20 protein-coding genes are annotated in these 18,980 nt (G+C 52.7%); 17 read left to right on the plus strand and 3 right to left on the minus strand.

Features of this window, described 5'->3' with window-relative positions; all coding sequences use genetic code 11:
* Nucleotides 1–6: 6 nt before the first annotated feature.
* The 15 genes from ssb to EVJ20_RS09315 all read left to right on the plus strand — a co-directional run bounded on the left by ssb (nucleotide 7) and on the right by EVJ20_RS09315 (nucleotide 14,938).
* Nucleotides 7–534, plus strand: coding sequence for a single-stranded DNA-binding protein (ssb, locus tag EVJ20_RS09245; protein ID WP_070329342.1), 528 nt, complete (start codon nucleotides 7–9; stop codon nucleotides 532–534).
* 41 nt (nucleotides 535–575) lie between these two features.
* Nucleotides 576–806 (plus strand): 30S ribosomal protein S18, encoded by a 231-nt coding sequence (gene rpsR / locus EVJ20_RS09250; protein WP_015880232.1) that lies wholly within the window; start codon nucleotides 576–578, stop codon nucleotides 804–806.
* A 150-nt stretch (nucleotides 807–956) separates the two neighbouring features.
* Entirely contained in the window at nucleotides 957–2,948 is a 1,992-nt protein-coding gene (locus EVJ20_RS09255) for a DHH family phosphoesterase (RefSeq protein ID WP_070329343.1), read from the plus strand.
* Nucleotides 2,945–3,388 (plus strand): 50S ribosomal protein L9, encoded by a 444-nt coding sequence (rplI, locus tag EVJ20_RS09260; RefSeq protein WP_070329344.1) that lies wholly within the window; start codon nucleotides 2,945–2,947, stop codon nucleotides 3,386–3,388. The genes EVJ20_RS09255 and rplI overlap by 4 nt, the downstream gene beginning before the upstream one ends.
* Before the next feature lie 17 nt (nucleotides 3,389–3,405).
* Nucleotides 3,406–4,758 (plus strand): replicative DNA helicase, encoded by a 1,353-nt coding sequence (dnaB, locus tag EVJ20_RS09265; protein ID WP_070329345.1) that lies wholly within the window; start codon nucleotides 3,406–3,408, stop codon nucleotides 4,756–4,758.
* A gap of 173 nt (nucleotides 4,759–4,931) precedes the next feature.
* Nucleotides 4,932–6,221 carry an adenylosuccinate synthase gene (locus tag EVJ20_RS09270; RefSeq protein ID WP_070329346.1) on the plus strand — a complete coding sequence of 430 codons (1,290 nt, stop codon included), beginning with the start codon at nucleotides 4,932–4,934 and terminating at the stop codon, nucleotides 6,219–6,221.
* A 118-nt stretch (nucleotides 6,222–6,339) separates the two neighbouring features.
* Nucleotides 6,340–7,050, plus strand: coding sequence for a response regulator YycF (yycF, locus tag EVJ20_RS09275; RefSeq protein WP_070329347.1), 711 nt, complete (start codon nucleotides 6,340–6,342; stop codon nucleotides 7,048–7,050).
* A 3-nt stretch (nucleotides 7,051–7,053) separates the two neighbouring features.
* On the plus strand, nucleotides 7,054–8,895 hold the full coding sequence (gene walK / locus EVJ20_RS09280; protein ID WP_131508004.1) for a cell wall metabolism sensor histidine kinase WalK: 1,842 nt from the start codon (nucleotides 7,054–7,056) through the stop codon (nucleotides 8,893–8,895).
* Nucleotides 8,895–10,280 carry a two-component system activity regulator YycH gene (gene yycH, locus EVJ20_RS09285; RefSeq protein WP_131466048.1) on the plus strand — a complete coding sequence of 462 codons (1,386 nt, stop codon included), beginning with the start codon at nucleotides 8,895–8,897 and terminating at the stop codon, nucleotides 10,278–10,280. The genes walK and yycH overlap by 1 nt, the downstream gene beginning before the upstream one ends.
* Nucleotides 10,267–11,091: a two-component system regulatory protein YycI gene (locus EVJ20_RS09290; protein ID WP_070329350.1), complete on the plus strand. Its 825-nt coding sequence runs from the start codon at nucleotides 10,267–10,269 to the stop codon at nucleotides 11,089–11,091. The genes yycH and EVJ20_RS09290 overlap by 14 nt, the downstream gene beginning before the upstream one ends.
* Nucleotides 11,092–11,104: 13 nt before the next feature.
* Nucleotides 11,105–11,896 (plus strand): MBL fold metallo-hydrolase, encoded by a 792-nt coding sequence (locus tag EVJ20_RS09295; protein WP_070329351.1) that lies wholly within the window; start codon nucleotides 11,105–11,107, stop codon nucleotides 11,894–11,896.
* A gap of 49 nt (nucleotides 11,897–11,945) precedes the next feature.
* A complete protein-coding gene (locus tag EVJ20_RS09300) occupies nucleotides 11,946–13,214 on the plus strand; it encodes a S1C family serine protease (RefSeq protein WP_070329352.1) in 1,269 nt (422 codons plus the stop codon).
* A 37-nt stretch (nucleotides 13,215–13,251) separates the two neighbouring features.
* On the plus strand, nucleotides 13,252–13,413 hold the full coding sequence (locus EVJ20_RS09305) for a CxxH/CxxC protein (protein ID WP_070329353.1): 162 nt from the start codon (nucleotides 13,252–13,254) through the stop codon (nucleotides 13,411–13,413).
* A gap of 83 nt (nucleotides 13,414–13,496) precedes the next feature.
* Complete coding sequence (gene rlmH / locus EVJ20_RS09310; RefSeq protein WP_016509065.1) at nucleotides 13,497–13,976, plus strand: 23S rRNA (pseudouridine(1915)-N(3))-methyltransferase RlmH; 480 nt, start codon at nucleotides 13,497–13,499, stop codon at nucleotides 13,974–13,976.
* A gap of 104 nt (nucleotides 13,977–14,080) precedes the next feature.
* Nucleotides 14,081–14,938, plus strand: a complete 858-nt coding sequence (locus EVJ20_RS09315; RefSeq protein ID WP_131508006.1) for a DMT family transporter — start codon at nucleotides 14,081–14,083, stop codon at nucleotides 14,936–14,938.
* Nucleotides 14,939–15,198: 260 nt separating this feature from the next.
* On the opposite strand, the gene EVJ20_RS09320 is transcribed toward EVJ20_RS09315, so the two are convergent.
* A complete protein-coding gene (locus tag EVJ20_RS09320) occupies nucleotides 15,199–16,290 on the minus strand; it encodes an RNA-guided endonuclease TnpB family protein (protein ID WP_131466050.1) in 1,092 nt (363 codons plus the stop codon).
* A 210-nt stretch (nucleotides 16,291–16,500) separates the two neighbouring features.
* Here EVJ20_RS09320 and EVJ20_RS09325 point away from each other — a divergent pair, with 210 nt between their 5' ends.
* Nucleotides 16,501–17,445, plus strand: coding sequence for an aldo/keto reductase (locus EVJ20_RS09325; protein WP_236636356.1), 945 nt, complete (start codon nucleotides 16,501–16,503; stop codon nucleotides 17,443–17,445).
* 50 nt (nucleotides 17,446–17,495) lie between these two features.
* Nucleotides 17,496–17,966, plus strand: coding sequence for a peptide-methionine (S)-S-oxide reductase (locus EVJ20_RS09330; protein WP_131466105.1), 471 nt, complete (start codon nucleotides 17,496–17,498; stop codon nucleotides 17,964–17,966).
* Between the two features lie 33 nt (nucleotides 17,967–17,999).
* On the opposite strand, the gene EVJ20_RS09335 is transcribed toward EVJ20_RS09330, so the two are convergent.
* Both EVJ20_RS09335 and EVJ20_RS09340 read right to left on the minus strand, forming a co-directional pair.
* On the minus strand, nucleotides 18,000–18,242 hold the full coding sequence (locus EVJ20_RS09335; RefSeq protein ID WP_131466052.1) for a hypothetical protein: 243 nt from the start codon (nucleotides 18,240–18,242) through the stop codon (nucleotides 18,000–18,002).
* 18 nt (nucleotides 18,243–18,260) lie between these two features.
* A complete protein-coding gene (locus tag EVJ20_RS09340; protein ID WP_016509106.1) occupies nucleotides 18,261–18,893 on the minus strand; it encodes an HNH endonuclease family protein in 633 nt (210 codons plus the stop codon).
* Between the last annotated feature and the right edge of the window lie 87 nt (nucleotides 18,894–18,980).

Raw genomic sequence — 18,980 nt, forward strand, 5'->3', positions numbered from 1 at the left:
TTTGAGATGATTAACCGAGTTGTGTTAGTTGGTCGATTGACACGCGATCCAGAAATGCGTTATACGCAGAGCGGAATCGCCGTAACTCGCTTCACTCTCGCTTGCGATCGTCCATTTACTGGACAAGATGGGAAGCGTGAGGCGGACTTTATTGATTGTGTCGTTTGGCGCAAACAAGCAGAGAACGTGGCGCAATATTTGAAAAAAGGCAGCATGGCCGGCGTAGACGGTCGCCTTCAAATCAGTAGTTACGAGGGTCAAGATGGCCAACGTCGTTACCGGGCAGAAGTCGTAGCAGATAGCGTACGCTTCCTTGAACCACGCGGTGCCTCAGCGCAACGTGATACAGCACCAGCGGGAGATGTTTTCGGTGGTGGTGAGTCAAGTGGATCAGGATGGGGCGCAGCCGCTTCTTCGACTTCATCTCAGTCCTCAAACCAATCTTCAAACCAATCTTCAAACAAAGGTTTTGAAGCAGATCCGTTCTCGGGTGGCGGCAAAATCGACTTATCGGATGACGATCTACCATTTTGATCGCGTCGATTCGAAACTAAACTAATAAAGGAGGTCTTCACATGGCACGTCGTCCAGGAGGTCGTCGTCGTCGTAAAGTATGTTTCTTTACGTCGAACAACATCACTCATATCGATTATAAAGACGTAGAATTGCTCAAGCGCTTCGTTTCAGAGCGTGGGAAAATTCTTCCACGTCGTGTGACTGGTACTTCAGCGAAATACCAACGTCCACTTACTGTCGCTATCAAGCGTTCACGTCAAATGGCTTTGCTTCCATACGTTGCAGAGTAATATTTGACACACGGCTTATCCTTTGGGGTAAGTCGTTTTTTTGTTTTCTGTCTCCACGTAGGAGTGTAAGTGAAACCGGCAGATATGGTATGATAGAGCAGAAACCATTTAGACATCATGAGTGCTAGGCACTCATTTTAGGAGGCACACATGCACAGTGGTGAAGCAATAACATCAGTGAAGAACCAATACGCACGTTACGCGATTCCGTATGTGATTGGAATGCTCGTTTCGTTAGGATTGGCGTTCTACAGCATTGTGGCGGCAATCACCCTGTTCGTGGGCACGCTGATCTTCTTCACGTATCAGCAAGTGACGATCCGGCGAGAACGCAAAGCGTGGGAACGTTATGTCCACTCGCTCTCACATCGGATTGAGGATGTCGGCAAAGAAGCGCTCACGAGTATGCCGATCGGGATTCTCATATTCGATGAGACCCGGCGCATCAGTTGGTTCAATGAACAGTCCCGACTCATCTTTGAACTTGAGATGGAACTGGGCATCTCGATCGACTCGATTCATTCGGCCTTTACGGAGTTGATCGAGGAGGAAGAGGACGAGGCGACGATTGAAGTCGGGGACCGTGTATACCGTGTCCTGTACAATAAGGAATATCAAACGCTGTACTTGTTCGATATGACGGACGAGGCGGAGATTGAACAGAAGTACTCTGAAACGCAGACAGTGATCGGCGTCCTCTACTTAGACAACTACGATGAGATGTCGACTGCCGTCGATGAACAGGTCCGCAGCGAAATCAACCGCCGTGTGACCGTTCTCTTGAACCAGTGGGCGCAAAAATATCACATTTATATGCGGCGGACGGCTGCCGACCGGTTTTTCCTCGTCATGAACGAACGAACGCTCTCGGAACTCGAGAACAATCGCTTCTCGATTCTTGATGAGGTACGGGAAGCGACGAAGGAACATAAAATTCCGCTCACGCTCTCAATCGGTATCGGCTGCGGCGAGACGACGCTGACCGAACTCGGCAACTTGTCCCAATCGAGCCTCGATTTAGGGCTCGGACGCGGCGGTGACCAAGTCGTCGTCAAACGTCATAACGGAAAAGTCCGCTTCTTCGGCGGCAAGACGAATCCGACCGAGAAACGGACGCGGGTACGTGCCCGCGTCATCTCGAACTCGATGCGTGATTTGATTCGAGAGTCGAGCCGTGTCCTCATCATGGGACATAAAAACCCGGACATGGATTCGCTCGGCGCATCGATTGGAATCATGAAGCTCGCTGAGTTTGTCGGTCGTGAGGCGTACGTCGTCATCCCGGCCGGCGAGACGAGTGTCGGGATTCAACGGCTCGTCCATGAAGTCGAGAATGATGAAGACTTGTACAGCCGCTTTTTGACGGAGTTTGAGGCGCAACCGCTCATCGATGACCAAACACTTCTCGTCATCGTTGACACGCATCGTCCCTCACTCGTCATCTCACGGGATCTTTTAGACCGGGCCGAACGAGTCGTCGTCATCGACCATCATCGTCGCGGCGAAGAGTTTATCGAGGACCCGGTGCTCGTCTACATGGAACCTTACGCGTCGTCGACGTGTGAACTCGTGACAGAGTTGATTGAATATCAAGCGGGTACCCGCAAACTGTCGATTTTAGAGGCGACGTCGCTCCTTGCCGGAATCATGGTCGATACGAAAGGGTTCACGCTCCGGACCGGGTCGCGGACGTTTGATGCCGCTTCATTCCTCCGGATTCAAGGAGCGGACACCGTGCTCGTCCAACATTTCATGCGGCAAGACCTCGATTCTTATATCGAACAGTCGCATATTCTAGAGAATACCGACATTTATGCAGGCGGTATGGCAATCGCGGTCGCTTCAGACGACGAGGCCCATCATCAAGTGTTGATCGCCCAATCGGCGGACCAACTCCTGAACATGGAAGGCGTCAAGGCGTCGTTCGTCATCGCCATCTTGCCAGACGGTCGGACCGGAATCAGTGCCCGTTCGCTCGGTGACGTCAACGTTCAAGTCATCATGGAGATGCTCGACGGAGGCGGCCACTTGACGAACGCGGCCACGCAGTTGAACGTGGGTCGCGACGAGGCGAAGCAGCTTTTAAAAGAAGCGATCGATCATTACACGACAGATGAAAACGAGGGAGAGGAATCGGAATGAAAGTCATTTTAAAAGTAGATGTTAAAGGTCAAGGACAGGCAGGGGACGTGAAAAACGTCGCCGATGCTTACGCAAAAAACGTACTCTTCAAGCAAAACTTGGCAGTCGAAGCGACACCAGGCAACTTGAAGGCGTTTCAAGCGAAAGAACGCCGTGCCGAGGAAGCAGCCGAAGAAGAGCTGAAAGCCGCGCAACAGTTGAAAGACAAGCTTGAAAAAGAGACGATCGTCGTCAAGACGAAATCAGGCGAAGGCGGCCGTGTCTTCGGCTCGGTAACGAGCAAACAGATCGGTGAAGCGCTCAAAGGGATGGGCTACAAGATCGATAAGCGTAAAATCGAACTTGAACATCCGATCAAAGCGCTCGGTTTCACAAAAGTGCCCGTGAAGTTGCACCATGACGTCACGGCACTGTTAAACGTACATGTTCAAGAAGCTTGAAGGCGAGGTAGAAACGAATGAGTGATGCGATTCAAGTCAATACTCCGCCACATAGCGTTGAGGCGGAACAAGCCGTCCTTGGGGCAGTTATTCTCGATTCTGACCGGCTGATCACGGCCTCGGAACGAGTCGACCCGGACGACTTTTATCGTGTCAGCCATCAACGGATCTTCGAAGCGATGCTGAAGATCAACGACCGCGGGGAACTCGTCGACTTGGTCACGCTCAGTTCGGAGCTCCAATCACAAGGAATCCTCGATGAGATCGGTGGATTGAACTACTTGGCCGAAATCGCCGAGGCGGTTCCTGCCATCGGGAACATCGGGTACTATTTGAACGTCGTCGATCAAAAGGCGGCGCTCCGGCGTCTCATCCGGACGGCGACGAATATCGTCTCGGACGGATACGAGCGTCAAGACGAAGTCGATGCGGTCCTATCTGATGCCGAGCGAAACATTTTAAAAGTTTCGCAACGGAAAGGCCAATCGAGTTTCCATTCGATCGGTTCGGTTTTGTCGGATGCCTATTCGACGATTGAGAAGCTGCATCAATCGAGCGGTGAGATCACGGGGATCGCGACCGGCTTTAGTGACCTCGACAAGATGACGGCCGGGTTCCAGCGTAACGACCTCATCATCGTGGCTGCCCGTCCTTCTGTCGGGAAGACGGCCTTCGCCCTCAACATCTCGCAAAACGTCGCGGTTCGTACGGGCGAGAACGTCGCCATCTTTAGTCTTGAGATGGGTGCTGAACAACTCGTCATGCGGATGCTCTGTGCGGAAGGCAATATCGACGCGCAGCGTCTGCGGACCGGTCGACTCGAGTCTGAGGACTGGGGACGGCTATCGCTCGCGATGTCGTCGTTATCACAGGCCGGTATCTTTATCGACGATACACCAGGTCTTCGCGTCAACGAGATTCGGGCCAAATGCCGCCGCTTGAAGCAAGAGTACGGTCTCGGCATGATCATGATCGACTACTTGCAGCTCATTGTCGGGACCGGCAAACCGGGCGAGAACCGGCAACAAGAAGTCTCTGAGATCTCGCGTACGCTCAAAGCGATCGCCCGGGAACTCCAAGTACCGGTCATCGCCTTGTCGCAGCTCTCGCGTGGCGTAGAGAGCCGTCAAGACAAACGGCCGATGATGTCGGATATCCGGGAATCCGGAGCGATCGAGCAAGATGCCGATATCGTCGCCTTCTTGTACCGGGACGACTATTACGATAAAGAGAGTGAAGATGCCAACACGATCGAGATCATCATCGCCAAACAGCGTAACGGTCCGACCGGGACGGTCAAACTCTCGTTCCGGAAAGAGTACAACAAGTTCGTCAACATGGAGACGCAAGCTTTCGCACCACCGATGTGAGATCGGTGGTGTTTTTTTGTAGAATCGGGGAAATAGTAATTGAATGCGAGTCAATAACGAACGAAAGGGTAATACATAAAATTATCGTTCGGTATTAGGTTGACTTTCTGAAGTGGCAAGTGTACACTTACCAATGGTTTGAACAGAACGTTTATCTACAAGGAGGATTCATTATGTCATCAGTAGTCGTAGTGGGAACGCAGTGGGGCGATGAAGGAAAAGGGAAGATCACCGATTTCTTGTCTAAACAAGCCGACGTCGTCGCGCGTTATCAAGGGGGAGACAACGCTGGTCATACGATCGTCTTCAATGATACGAAGTATAAACTTCACTTGATTCCATCGGGGATCTTCTATTCGGACAAGACATGTGTCATCGGGAACGGAATGGTCGTCAACCCGAAGTCACTCATTACAGAGCTTGCATACTTACATGAGCGCGGCGTGAGCACGGACAACCTCCGCATCTCAAACCGGGCCCACGTCATCTTGCCGTATCACCAGCTTCAAGACAAGCTTGAAGAAGATGCGAAAGGTGACGCGAAAGTCGGGACGACACTCAAAGGGATCGGCCCTTGTTACATGGACAAAGCGGCACGGATCGGGATCCGGATCGCTGACCTGCTCGACAAGGAAGTGTTCGCCGAGAAACTGAAGACGGTCCTCGCAATTAAAAACCGGATGTTCGTCAAGATGTATGAAGTCGACGCGGTCGAGTTCGATGATATCTTTGAAGAATACTATGCGTACGGCCAACAGTTTGCCAAGTACGTGTGTGATACATCGGTCGTGTTGAACGATGCGCTCGACGAAGAACAGAAAATCCTATTCGAAGGCGCACAAGGTGTGCTGTTAGACATCGATCACGGGACGTACCCGTTCGTCACATCGTCGAACGCGGCGTCAGGCGGGGTATCGAGCGGTGCCGGAATCGGACCTTCGAAGATCGACCACGTCGTCGGCGTCTGTAAAGCGTACACGTCGCGCGTCGGAGACGGCCCGTTCCCGACCCAGCTCGATGACGAGATCGGTCACATGATCCGTGAAGTCGGTAAGGAGTACGGTACGACGACAGGACGTCCGCGCCGTGTCGGTTGGTTCGACTCGGTCGTCGTCCGCCACTCGCGTCGTGTCAGCGGCATCACTGACCTATGCCTCAACTCGATCGACGTGTTGACAGGTCTTGAGACGCTTAAAATTTGTACGGCGTACGAGTACGAAGGCAAGCTCCTCGATGAGTACCCGCCTAACTTCCGCGTCCTCGAGAAGTGTGAGCCGGTGTTTGAAGAGCTCCCGGGCTGGACGGAAGACATCACAGGGGTCCGCAAGTTCGAAGACTTGCCGGTGAACGCACAGCGCTATGTCAAGCGCATCGAAGCGTTGACGGGCATCGAACTGTTGACGTTCTCGGTCGGACCGGCGCGTGAACAGACAGTCATCTTGCGTGACATCTACGAAGCATAAGACTAAGAGCCCTCGCGGCTCTTTTTTCATTTCCGTGGAAATGGACCACGCTTTCTAACCCATTGAAAAAGAGTTACAATAGGACGTGTACGTTTAACGATAGAGGAGGACTCACTGAATGGATCGTACGATTTTAGTGGTAGATGACGAACAACCAATCGCTGATATATTGAAGTTTAAACTTGAAAAAGAGGGCTATGTCGTCCACGTCGCTTATGACGGGGAAGAGGCACTCGTGAAAGTCGAGGAGGTCAAACCTGATTTGATCTTGCTCGACATCATGCTCCCGCTCAAAGACGGCATGGAAGTGTGTCGTGAAGTGCGTAAGAAGTATGATATGCCGATCATCATGTTGACGGCGAAAGACTCAGAGATCGACAAAGTACTCGGCCTCGAACTCGGCGCCGACGACTACGTCACGAAGCCGTTCAGCTCACGCGAGCTCTTAGCCCGCGTCAAAGCGAACATGCGTCGTCACGCGACGGCACCGGCTGTCGAAGCGAAAGGCGCCAACGCGAACGATATCGTGATCGGTGACTTGACGATTCATCCGGATTCATACATGGTCACGAAACGCGAAGAGAAGATTGAACTGACGCACCGTGAATTCGAGCTCATCCATTACCTGGCCCAAAACATCGGCCAAGTGATGACGCGCGAGCATTTGCTTCAGACGGTGTGGGGTTACGACTACTTCGGAGACGTGCGTACGGTCGACGTGACGGTCCGCCGTTTGCGGGAGAAGGTCGAGGACAGCCCGAGCACGCCGACGTATATTATTACGCGCCGCGGTGTCGGGTACTATTTAAAAGCGGGAGAAGAAGACTAAACGATGAAACGGACGAACTTCTTTAAATCTATCCAGTGGAAGCTCGTCGTCATCTATGCGCTGCTCATCCTTGTTGCGATGCAAGTCATCGGAGTGTACTTCGTACGCTCCCTCGAACGACAATACATCAACAACTTCTCGCAGTCGCTCGTCGATCGGGCCAACCTTCTGAGCTACAACGTCAGTGAAGGGATCGCATCGAACGGCGGTGACTCGACTACTGATCAGCAGTTGAACCAGGTACTGGATCAACTGCTGTCTGAGTTTACGGAGAGCACGACGTTAGCTGACGATATTCGCGAAGTCCAAATTATCGACACGAACAGTGTCGTCCGGGCGACTTCGAACCAAAATAACCAAAGCCTCGTCGGACAACGGACGGCGAGTTCATTCATTCAAAAATCGTTCGCGACAAGCGGTGCGCAAGAGACGCTCGTCTATGAAGACTCGAACGAGCGGATGCGCGTCGTCGCCGTCCCGATCAAATCCGAGGTCGATGGGACGACGACCGGGATGATCTATATCGAGGCGTCGATGCAATCGATTTACAACCAGATGGAGCAAGTGACGAGGATCCTTGCGACCGGTACGCTCATCGCCTTGATCATCACGTCCATCCTCGGAATTTTGCTGTCACGGACGATCACGCGGCCGATTGCGGACATGCGTCGTCAAGCCGTCGAGATGCGAAAAGGAAACTTCTCGCGGAAAGTTAAAGTCTATTCCGACGATGAGGTCGGGCAACTCGCTTACGCCTTTAACGAACTGACCGATGAACTGATGGAAGCGAACGCGACGACCGAGGCGGAACGACGCCGGTTGACAAGTGTATTAGAGAACATGTCGGACGGTGTCGTCGCGACCGACCGTTCGCTCCGGGTCATCCTCATGAACGACCAGGCCCGCGATATGATTGGTGTCGCCGAAGAAGATGCGATGGGGTCGAACCTGCAGAGCCTGCTCGAGTTTGACGATGAGATCGTCATCCCGGAAGACGGGACGATGCCGGCGAAATTGATCGATCTCAGTACGGACGAAGAACTGTTCCTCGTCCGCGCCTACTTCTCACCAATTCAAAAACATAGCGGTCCGATCACTGGTCTCATCGTCGTCTTGCACGACGTGACCGAGCAAGAGCAAGTCGAACAAGACCGCCGTGAGTTCGTCGCCAACGTCAGCCACGAGCTGCGGACGCCGCTCACGACGATGCGGAGCTATCTCGAAGTGCTCGCCGAGGGCGCGTACAAAGATGATGAGCTCGCACCGCGGTTCCTTGAGACGACTCAAAACGAGACCGAACGGATGATTCGTCTCGTCAACGATTTACTCCAGCTCTCGAAGATGGACAGTAAAGAGTATACGATGCAAAAAGTGAAGTTTGACTTCATCCAATTTTTCAACGATATCATCGAGCGCCATGAGATGACGAAAGGCGAAACGATCCAGTTCCGCCGGAAGCTCATGAAGCGTCGCGTCTACGTGCACGCCGATCAAGATAAGATGACGCAAGTGATCGACAACATCATCACGAACGCGGTCAAGTTCTCGCCAGAAGGCGGGACGATCACGTTCCGGACGATGCTACGGGCGAAACGTCTCGTCATCGGCATCAAAGATGAAGGTGTCGGGATTCCGAAGTCGAACTTGAAGAAAATCTTTGAACGGTTCTATCGGGTCGACAAGGCCCGAGCGCGAAATATCGGCGGGACCGGACTCGGTCTGTCGATTGCCAAGGAAGTCGTTTCAGCCCACGGTGGCGACATTTGGGCGGAGAGCGAGTTTGGACGTGGGACGACGATTTACTTCACCATCCCGTTCGATACGATCGTGGAGGTGAATGACTGATGGGACGAAAACGTTTCTGGGCGAAGCCAGAGCTGGTGAAATCGCTCGTCTTGCTTACCTTGATCGTCACGTCCATCGTCCAAACGGTCATCCTTTGGGATTACCATCCGAAGTATCAATCGGTCCAATCCGAGACCCAAGTGGCGACGGTGGACGAGTCGCTGCAACGTCAGGCGAGGCAAATTATCGTGCCAACCCAGACGGTCGTCCACGAGAACAACGCTGTCTTTGCGACGAAGAACACGCCGAAGCAAATCGCTCGGGTCATTCGCGATGCGTTCGAGGCGAACGAGTTTAAACCGCTCGCCGCCAAAAACGTACCGAGCTTGTATGCCGGTGTCAACGAGGCAGTTGAACTGATTTTACCGGAACCATACTATGCGGACACGCTCAGTTACATTCTGCCCGGGTCTTACAGCCTGTCAGGGAAAGTACCGCAACGGGCGCTCATCTTCATGGACGACAACGTCTGGAAAGTCCGGGCGATCATGAGCGATCAGTCGCTGTGGGAAGGTCGGCTCTCTAAAGCCGGACAAGGGGACGTCAATAGTTTGTTCTTAAAAGATTCGAACCGCGCGATGCAACGGGTCACGTACACGGACGAGCGGGTCAACTATATCCCGGTCGTCGGGCCTGAGATGAACGAGCTGTTCGCGTATGACGTCTCACAAATCCAAATCTCGGCACGCCTTGATTGGATGCGCGATACGTTCTTCCCTGGTGACCCGAACGTTCAAGAAGTCGATCCAGCGAGTTCGATCGGCGCACTCACGAACGGGATCAGCGTCGCCGAGTATGACGCGACGTTGAACGCGAGCCGCTATCGCAACTTGTCACGTAATAGCACCGAGCGCGAGTCGGCGATCGGGCTTGATACGATTGTCGACTTCGTCAACTTTCATGGTGGCTGGGTCGATGAGACGTCAGAGAGTCAAGGTCTGTCCCTTCGTTTCGATGCGATCACACCAGCGAACAAAGGCTTTGAGACGACCGTGTTTCGGTTTCACGTGAAAGGGCACCCTGTCTTTAGCCAGCGTGATGCGTTTATCAACAACGATGCGATCGACTTATCTACACTGCGCGTTGAAAACGACGGGGCACAAGTCCGGTCCATCACGCGTCACCATCTCGAAATCGACCGGTTGATCTCGGTCGGGACGACACAGCTTGCGGACGGGCAAGACGTCATCGATACGCTCGTCAACGCAGATCGGTTCGAAAACGTGACCGAGATTCGTCTCGGTTATGAGATCGAATACAATGAAGACGCGAGTCGTTACGTCACGTTCTCCCCGAACTGGTTCGTCCGTGAAGCCGGGAGATGGATCCCTTACGACAAGCCGGAAGATTGGACAGAGAGGATGATGTACCGTGGATTGGAGTAAAGCGAAAACGATTTTAATCTTCGCCTTCCTCGCGCTGAACATCTACTTGTTGTTCCAGCTCTTGACGGAAACGTGGGCGACCGAGGTTGTGACGAGCGATAACACGTCAATCGCCCAAATCTTGGACCAACGTGACGTCGACGCATCGAAATTGCCACGGATGGGACGGGATATTGGTTATTTGACCGGCTCGTCTGAGCAGATGTCGGCGTCGATGATCACGAAAAATCGTGAAGTACAATTAGCGACGACGCTCGACAACATGCAGCTTGAAGTCGAGCTCAAACAAGCCGTCCCACTCGACGAGAACGACTTGCGGACGACGGCGTCGACATTCGTCACCGATTACGTGCCGTTCGGGTCAGAGTACGCCTACTGGCGGTTTGACCAAGAGACGCGCCAACTCGCGTTCGTTCAGACGTATGAAAACAATAAGATTTTCTCGAACCCGGAAATCGAGGCGGACACGGAGACATATATCGGTCCGTCCCTGTTATTGCTTCAATTGAATGAAAACTACGAAGTGACGGACTACAAGCAGCGCCATTTGACGAACTTGTCGTCGAAATCGCAAGACGACCTCGTCTTGACGGCGAGCGAGGCGATCTCGCAACTCGCGGCCCGGAAGTACTTCCAGCCGAACCAAGAGATGCGCGCCATCAACACCGGGTTTTATAGCTTACCGCTCGACAGTTCCGGCAGTTTGATCATCATGCCGCCGCTCTGGTCGATCGCCATCGACGACAACGTGTATTTCGTCAACGCCATCGATGGGACGGTCGAACGGGTTGAATTTAATTTAGAAGACTGAAAGGAGTGATCGAGTGACTTTACGCTACAGTGTGCTCGCGAGCGGTTCGACCGGTAACGCGCTCTATATTGAGACGGACCGGGCGAAATTGCTCGTCGACGCCGGATTGACCGGCAAGGCGATGCAGCAACGCATCACAGACATCGGCCAGTCGTTCGAGGGTATCGACGCACTGCTCGTCACACATGAGCACTCCGACCATATTAAAGGAGTCGGGATCCTCGCCCGAAAGTACAACTTGCCGATCTACGCGAACACGAAGACGTGGGCAGCGATGGAAGACAAAATCGGGAAGATCGACCCGGCCTTGAAGTTTCATTTCGAGGTCGGTGACGTCAAACAGTTCGGGGACATCGAGATCGAGTCGTTCAACGTCAGCCACGATGCGGCCGACCCGATGTTTTATCAGTTCGCCCATGACGGCAAGCGGCTGGCCCACATCACCGACACCGGGTACGTCTCGGACCGGATGAAAGGGCTCATCCGCGGCGCGGACGACTTCATCTTTGAGTCGAACCATGATGTCTCGATGCTACAGATGGGACGGTACCCGTGGAGCGTCAAACGGCGCATCCTCGGGGACTATGGTCACGTCTCGAACGAAGACGCCGCCATCGCGATGAGCGAGGTCATCGGTGAGCGGACGAAACGGATCTTTTTGGCCCACCTCAGTAAAGACAACAATATGAAAGAACTCGCGCAGATGAGCGTCGCACAGACGCTCGGCATGCGTGACGTCGATCTTGGACGCATCAAATTGCATGACACCGACCCATTAATCCCATGTCCGCTCGTTTCTTTATAAGCGAACTTGGGAAAAGACAGGTAACACTGTCCTGAAGGGGGGGCGCGTCGTGAACGAAGAGAGACACCATGAGTATGAACCTCAAGACGTCGAACCTTTAGAGCACGAAGCAGCATCAATGAACGATTCACCATCGACTTATCCATCCCGAAGCGAGTGGCGTCCGAAGCAAGAGGAACACGTGCGCCATAAGCCACGGCTGAATGTAAAACCGTTATTACTCGGAGGGGTTGGCGGATTCTTAGGAGCGGCGTTATTCTTTTTCGCGATGATGCTCTGGGATTCGCCGACCTCTCGTTTCGTTACAAACGAGCTGGTCCGTACCGAGCAAGCCGTCACCGTCACGGAGTCGGACATCACGGCCGCCGTCACGGGCGCGAAGACGTCCGTCGTCAGCATCACGAACATCCAGCGCGCCTTCACCTCGGACTCGCAATGGGAGGCCGGTGCGGGCTCTGGTGTCGTTTATAAAGTCGACGGGGACACGGCGTACATCGTCACGAACTTCCACGTCATCGAGGAAGCGGACGAGATCAACGTCGCGTTCGCCGACGGGCAAGTCGCCCCGGCCACGATTTTAGGAGAAGACCCGCTCAACGACTTGGCGGTCGCCTCCGTGAAACTTCCGGAGAATATCGACGTCAATCCGATCGTGCTCGGCGATTCGACGGTGCTACAGGCCGGCGAGACCGTGATGGCGATCGGCAACCCGCTCGGCGTCTTTTCAAACTCGGTCACGCGTGGTATCGTCAGTGGTGTCGAACGGACCGTGCCGGTCGATACGAACGCGGACGGTCTCATGGACTATAACGCCGAAGTCATCCAGACCGACGCCGCCATCAATCCCGGCAACTCGGGCGGGGCACTCATCAACATCCGCGGTGAGCTCGTCGGCATCAACTCGATGAAGATCGCCGAAGCGAGCGTCGAAGGGGTCGGCTTCTCGATCCCGGTCAACGTGGCGCTACCGGTCATCGACATGCTCGAGCGTGACGGACGGGTGACACGGGCTCAGCTCGGTGTCACGATCCAAGAAGTCATCGCCGTCCCGGGCAATGTCCGGGAAGAATACGGCATCAGTTTTGACAAAGAGGACGGGGTGTTCGTCGAAGCGATCACACCCGGTAGTCCGGCCGAACAAGCGGGGCTTCGCGTCGGGGACGTCATCACGAAGATCGGCGACCGTGAGATTAAACGTTACGTCGATTTACGTGACGCTTTGTACCGAGACGCCGCGGTCGGGGATAACATCGTCATCGAATATACACGGCGAGGCAAGGCAGAAACGACCGAGGCCACATTAACAGAAGCAACGTAAAGGAGCGGCGACGCTTCTTTTTTAAGGAGGAAAATTTGTGGAAAAAAAAGTATGCAAGGAACATGTTGAAATCGCTTTAGACATCATTGTCGATGAGACGGGGGAGTACCCGTTACTCGAAGAACTATCCACAAGTGGACAAGTCAAATGTGAGTTCTGCGAAGCCGACGCAACATATGTTGTGTCAAGCAAAAAATGATTGTCAACATGTGGATTTGTGGATAACTCTGTGGATAACCCTATGGATAACTCCGAAAAAACTGTGGAAAAAGGAAGAATTGGATGAATATTTCAATTATCACGGTCGGCAAATTAAAAGAAAAATATTTGAAACTAGGAATTGCGGAGTACACGAAGCGTCTGTCGGCATACGCGAAAGTGCATGAAATCGAGGTTGCGGACGAGAAAGCGCCCGAACATTTGAGTGAAGCCGACATGTTTCTAGTAAAACAAAAAGAAGGCGAGCGGATTTTGGCGAAAATCAGTCCGGACACGCACGTCATCGCTCTCGCCATCGATGCCAAGCAGCGGACGAGTGAAGAATTCGCCCGTGAGCTCGACAAGTTGGCAACGTACGGCAAGAGCAAAATCGCCTTCGTTATCGGTGGGTCGCTTGGCTTATCCGATGACGTCATGAAACGGTCGGACGATACGATCTCGTTCTCGAAGATGACGTTCCCGCATCAATTGATGAAGCTCGTGTTATGTGAGCAGATTTATCGGGCGTATCGGATCAATCGGAATGAACCGTACCATAAATAAATGAGAATTTAGTCGAGAACTGCACCAAAATCAAGTTATAAATTTTTGATTAAAAGGTATAGTTACCTCCACATAGATTAAATGAGGAATGTGGAGGTAATAATATGCTTAATAAGGGCCTGTTGTTAGTGGCTTTATCGGCAATTTTATGGGGTATCTCCGGTGGACTTGGCAGTTTTTTAATGGAGAAAGGTTGGGACCCTTTGGTCGTTTCTTTTTACAGAGGAACTGTAGGGTTAATATGTCTTCTAATTTGGTTTGCATTTCGACCAGTCCGGTTAAACAAGCGTTTATGCCTTTGGGCCGTCGTAGCAGGCATTGGGATAGTAGGAAACTTTGTTTTTTACTTTGTTAGCATCTCAGAATCAAGCGTCGCCGTAGCGGCGGCCTTGATGTACACGGCACCTATCTTTGTTCTCCTTATCTCGTTTATATTTCATCTGGAAAAACCGTCTCTCTTCAAATTCATAGCAATCGCTTTCGTGATGGTTGGTGTCGTCTTGCTGACGGAAGTTTACAATGTCGGCTCTGATCAGGTTACAACGATTGGACTTCTAGCGGGCCTAGGCGCTGGACTATCATATGCGTTGTTTATTTTTGGTTTTAAATATGCTTCAAAGCATGGAGAACCACAAGGGATTTTGGCAATCGCTTTTCTTACGTTTACGTTCATCATGTTGTTCTTCACAGATTTGAATGAAGCAGTATCCGTCATTTACTCACCAGACTGGTTCTGGATGATTCTATTAGGGATCTTTGGTGCGGGTTTATCCTTCTTTTTATACGTAGTGGGTTTGGAGGAAACGTCGCCAACTTCAGCTTCTGTTATTGCTATGGTCGAGCCAGTCACTGCGTCCTCTTTTGGATTTTTTCTCCTCAGTGAAACACTCAACGTTGTTCAACTATGTGGAATGGCGATCATATTGATAACTGTGACCGTCTTAAGCGTGAAAAAAAGCTAAAGTGAATTCATAGACATCGTATCCATCACTGGGAGTTATCTGAAGTAATTATGTGTATTGAAACACCAAGGATCAGTCACTATAATAAATTGAAAACCCTCATTTGATGATAACTCTTTCTAGACAGAAAGGTTGGAAGGGTGAACTACTCACCACTTATTTGCTTCGCAACTTGAAGTGGGAGCTTCTTGGGAAGACCGTGCTTTGACCAGCCACGGTTGTGGACCAAGCTCGTCGGGCAGTCCCTACCCTGGAGTGTTTCAGTCGGCGAGGCGCAACAGGTTGAGGCTCGCGTTGACGTCGCGGTCATGGTGCGTGCCGCATACGGCGCATGTCCACTCGCGGACGTGCAGGTCCTTCTTGCCGCCGTTCTCGCCACAGGCCGAACAAACCTGGGTCGAGGCGAACCACGGGTCGGCCTGGATCAGTGTGCGGCCGTGGAACCTGCATTTGTAGGCGAGCTGGCGGACGAACTCGCCCCATCCGGCGTCCCCGATCGACCTCGCCAGGCGGCGGTCCTGCATCATCTCCCTCGGTTTCAGCGTCTCGACGACGACGACTTGGTTCTCGTCGACGATGCGTCGTGACAGCTTGTGGAGGAAGTCATGTCGGCGGTTCCGTACCTTTTCATGCTTTTTGGCCAATAGGAGCCGCGCCTTCTCGCGGTTCCGGCTGCCGGGCTTCTTGCGGGAGAGCGAGCGCTGCGCCCGTCTCAGCCGTTCCTCGGCCTCGCGCAGGTTGCGCGGGTTCGGGACCTTCTCCGTCACGAGCGCGTCGTTCGTCATGACGGCGAAGTGCCCGAGGCCGAGGTCGATCCCGATTTTGTGCTCGGCCGGGACCCAGGGCTCGTCGGGCTGCTCGACGAGGAGCGACACGAAGAACTTGCCCGTCTTCGTCATCGACACGGTCGCCGACCGGATCTCGCCGTCGAAAATTCGGTGCTGTGTGAACCGGATGAACCCGACCTTCGGGAGCCGGACCCGGTCCCCCTCGATGCGGATCGTGCCGTGCTGGTTGTTCGTCGTGTAGGAGGCGCGCGATTTCCGTCTCGACTTGAACACCGGGAAGCCGGCCGTCCCGGCGAAGAACTTCGCGAACGCCGCGTCGAGGTGAAGCTTCGCGTTCGCGAGCGCGAGGCTGTCCGCCTCGGCGAGGAACGGGAACAGGGGCTTGTACGAGGCGGGTGTCGGCAGTTTTCGCTTCGGGCCGGTCCCAGCCTTCGCCTCCTCGTGGATGGTGATGCGGTCCTCGAGCAGCTTGTTGTAGACGAAGCGGGCGCAGCCGATCGTCCTGACGAGGAACTCGGCCTGTGCCGCCGTCGGGTGGAGCCTGTATTTGTAGCCCTTCAGCATGTCTGCCCCTCCCTTCCACCAGATAGTAGGATGATTCTCTTCTCATTCCGATACCCGCGACGGGGGATGGGGAATCTGACGGAATCACGAACTTCCGTTCGTCATATCTGTCACAGGGGTGGCCAAAAGGTTTATGTACGGGCGATTCATCTCCCACCTACGCTGGGCTTCGCCCCAGACGCTTAGAGGTGGGAGAATTCTCGCTTAATTATGTTAAAAATGAAAAAACGACCATTGGGACATTCAGGGATTGAAGTATCGGAGATCGGCTTTGGAGCATGGCAGTTAGGTAATGAAAAAGACTGGGGCAAGATGACGGATGAAGAAGCGATCCATTTAGTGGAACAAGCAATGGATGAAGATTGCACGTTTTTTGATACGGCACCAAACTATGGAGCCGGGAAAAGTGAAGAGTTGATCGGAAAAGCCGTTAGAGGAAAACGAGATCAAGTCGTCATTAGTAGTAAGGGCGGCCATCATTCAAATGGAGAGCTGAACTTTGAACCAGAGCAGTTACGGTTATCTGTCGAAAGTAGTTTACGCAGATTACAGACCGATTATTTAGACTGCCTCTTATTACATAATCCTCCGTTCTCAGCGCTAACTAGTGAATCTCCGCAGTTTGAGTTACTAGAACAGCTAAAAGCTGAAGGGAAAATTAAAGCGTATGGGGCTTCGGTTGATACGGGAAAAGAAATGACCGAATTAATCAAGCATACCGACAGTCAGGTGATTGAGGTCATGTTCAATATGTTTCATCAGGAACCAGCCGAGTCAATCAAGCTGGCATACCAACAAGGCGTCGGAATCATTGCCAAGATTCCACTCGATTCAGGTTGGCTAACTGGAAAGTATGATCGTCATAGTAAATTTAGCGGGATTCGGGACAGATGGAGTGAAGAAGAAATTCAGAGAAGAGCTCGATTGGTAGAAAAAGTTCGTCTCATTCTTGGAGAAGAACGCTCGATGGTACAAGCGGCACTCCAATATGTTCTCTCTTTCGAAGAAGTGTCTACCACCATTCCTGGGGCGAGAAATATTGCACAACTGCAACACAATATTTCTGCATCAGAAGGTGAATTATCGAGGGACGTCCTACATGAGCTCCACAGTCTATGGGAAGAAGAAGTAAAGGATTTAAAGCTACCTTGGTAACATACCTCAGCATTTTTTATGATACTGCTTTTGAAAAAGGAGTGATTCTAATCGAGACCATCTATTTAGCCGGAGGTTGCCTATGGGGCGTCCAGGCGTTCATCAAGACGCTACCTGGTGTCATTGAAACGGAAGCTGGACGTGCGAACGGGACGACGAACACGCTTGATGGGGACTATGATGGCTACGCCGAATGCGTTAAAACAACGTTTGACCCAGAAGTCGTTACGATGGATGAATTGATGGATTACTTGTTTGAGATCATCGACCCGTATAGCGTCAATCGTCAAGGCGAGGACGTCGGGGAGAAGTATCGGACCGGTGTCTATAGCGAGGATCTTCGGCATGTGGATGCGGCCCGTGCGTTTATCCACAGACGGCGTGATGTCGATCGAATTGCGCTCGAGGTGTTGCCGCTCACGAACTACGTACGGAGTGCGGACGAGCATCAAGACCGGTTAGAACGCTGTCCGGACGATTATTGCCATATCCCGCAAACGTTGCTCCACAAATACAAATAAGAGCCGACACAGCGTTGTGTCGGCTCTGTTTCGTTAATCACGTGTGAGTACGTTGACGAGTAACTGATGCACGACGTCATGGTCGCGCACATCATGTAGCTTGTAGTCGTGTCCGGGCAGTGTATACCACTCAGCCGCCCCGACGTAAGTGATGGTGAGTTCGAGCGTGCCGTCTTCTTGACACGTCGTCTTCAGTTCGAGCTCTCCGCTAATGACGCCGACTTCTTCAGTCATAACGCCATGTGAGGCTTTGAATGTAGAGGAATGTTGATGCATAGCAGACTCCTTTCTGAATCAGTAAATGCAAGCGTTGATGGCGGTTTGAAGGGCCGCTTTCTCTGATGACTGGAGGCTCAGTCCCCAACGGCTCTTCGTCTCGACCCACATCTTCGCATAAGCACAACGAGCCCCGGTCCGTGTCGGCTGCCATGTTGACGGGTCTTGGTCACCTTTTGAGCGGTTCGAGCTGGCTGAGACGGCAATCAGTTGCGGGCCAGTTAAATCGTTGGCGAAACTTTGGCGTTTCGTCGTCGTCCAACTGTTCGCGCCTGAACGCCATGCTTCAGCCAAAGGTACGACGTGGTCGACGTCGAGGCTAGATGGCGACGTGAATGTGACACCATCGTAGTAACTGTACCATGACCCTGACGTGACCGGGCAGTCGCCGACGTATGAGTCCGCGTCGCGTTTCAAGACGATTTGACGGGTGTCACAACCGTTGCCTTGACCGCTCCAATGCGGGAACAAGTCACGGCTATAACCGGTCATCGCACCTTCAGTCTTGACCGTCAACGCGTTCAGCTTTGTGAGGGCGCTCGATTTCGACGGGATACCAGGTGGGAGCGCCGAAGCGGTAGGTGTGGTTAAGTGGAGCGACGTGACGATTAAAACGATGGCGAACAAAGAACTGATGCATTTTTTCAACATGTTTGTGCCTCCTATTATGTATGACGACTGTACGACTCGCATCTATAATTTCTGGATGCACATCGAATATACACGGCAGAGTCAGCT

Source organism: Exiguobacterium sp. SH0S1 (assembly GCF_004337165.1).
Lineage (GTDB): Bacteria > Bacillota > Bacilli > Exiguobacteriales > Exiguobacteriaceae > Exiguobacterium > Exiguobacterium aurantiacum_A.

Coding starts and splice junctions, on each gene's coding strand:
- ssb (WP_070329342.1), top strand. CDS start 7: ATGATTAACCGAGTTGTGTTAGTTGGTCGATTGACACGCGATCCAGAA.
- rpsR (WP_015880232.1), top strand. CDS start 576: ATGGCACGTCGTCCAGGAGGTCGTCGTCGTCGTAAAGTATGTTTCTTT.
- EVJ20_RS09255 (WP_070329343.1), top strand. CDS start 957: ATGCACAGTGGTGAAGCAATAACATCAGTGAAGAACCAATACGCACGT.
- rplI (WP_070329344.1), top strand. CDS start 2,945: ATGAAAGTCATTTTAAAAGTAGATGTTAAAGGTCAAGGACAGGCAGGG.
- dnaB (WP_070329345.1), top strand. CDS start 3,406: ATGAGTGATGCGATTCAAGTCAATACTCCGCCACATAGCGTTGAGGCG.
- EVJ20_RS09270 (WP_070329346.1), top strand. CDS start 4,932: ATGTCATCAGTAGTCGTAGTGGGAACGCAGTGGGGCGATGAAGGAAAA.
- yycF (WP_070329347.1), top strand. CDS start 6,340: ATGGATCGTACGATTTTAGTGGTAGATGACGAACAACCAATCGCTGAT.
- walK (WP_131508004.1), top strand. CDS start 7,054: ATGAAACGGACGAACTTCTTTAAATCTATCCAGTGGAAGCTCGTCGTC.
- yycH (WP_131466048.1), top strand. CDS start 8,895: ATGGGACGAAAACGTTTCTGGGCGAAGCCAGAGCTGGTGAAATCGCTC.
- rlmH (WP_016509065.1), top strand. CDS start 13,497: ATGAATATTTCAATTATCACGGTCGGCAAATTAAAAGAAAAATATTTG.
- EVJ20_RS09315 (WP_131508006.1), top strand. CDS start 14,081: ATGCTTAATAAGGGCCTGTTGTTAGTGGCTTTATCGGCAATTTTATGG.
- EVJ20_RS09320 (WP_131466050.1), bottom strand. CDS start 16,290: ATGCTGAAGGGCTACAAATACAGGCTCCACCCGACGGCGGCACAGGCC.
- EVJ20_RS09325 (WP_236636356.1), top strand. CDS start 16,501: ATGTTAAAAATGAAAAAACGACCATTGGGACATTCAGGGATTGAAGTA.
- EVJ20_RS09335 (WP_131466052.1), bottom strand. CDS start 18,242: ATGCATCAACATTCCTCTACATTCAAAGCCTCACATGGCGTTATGACT.
- EVJ20_RS09340 (WP_016509106.1), bottom strand. CDS start 18,893: ATGTTGAAAAAATGCATCAGTTCTTTGTTCGCCATCGTTTTAATCGTC.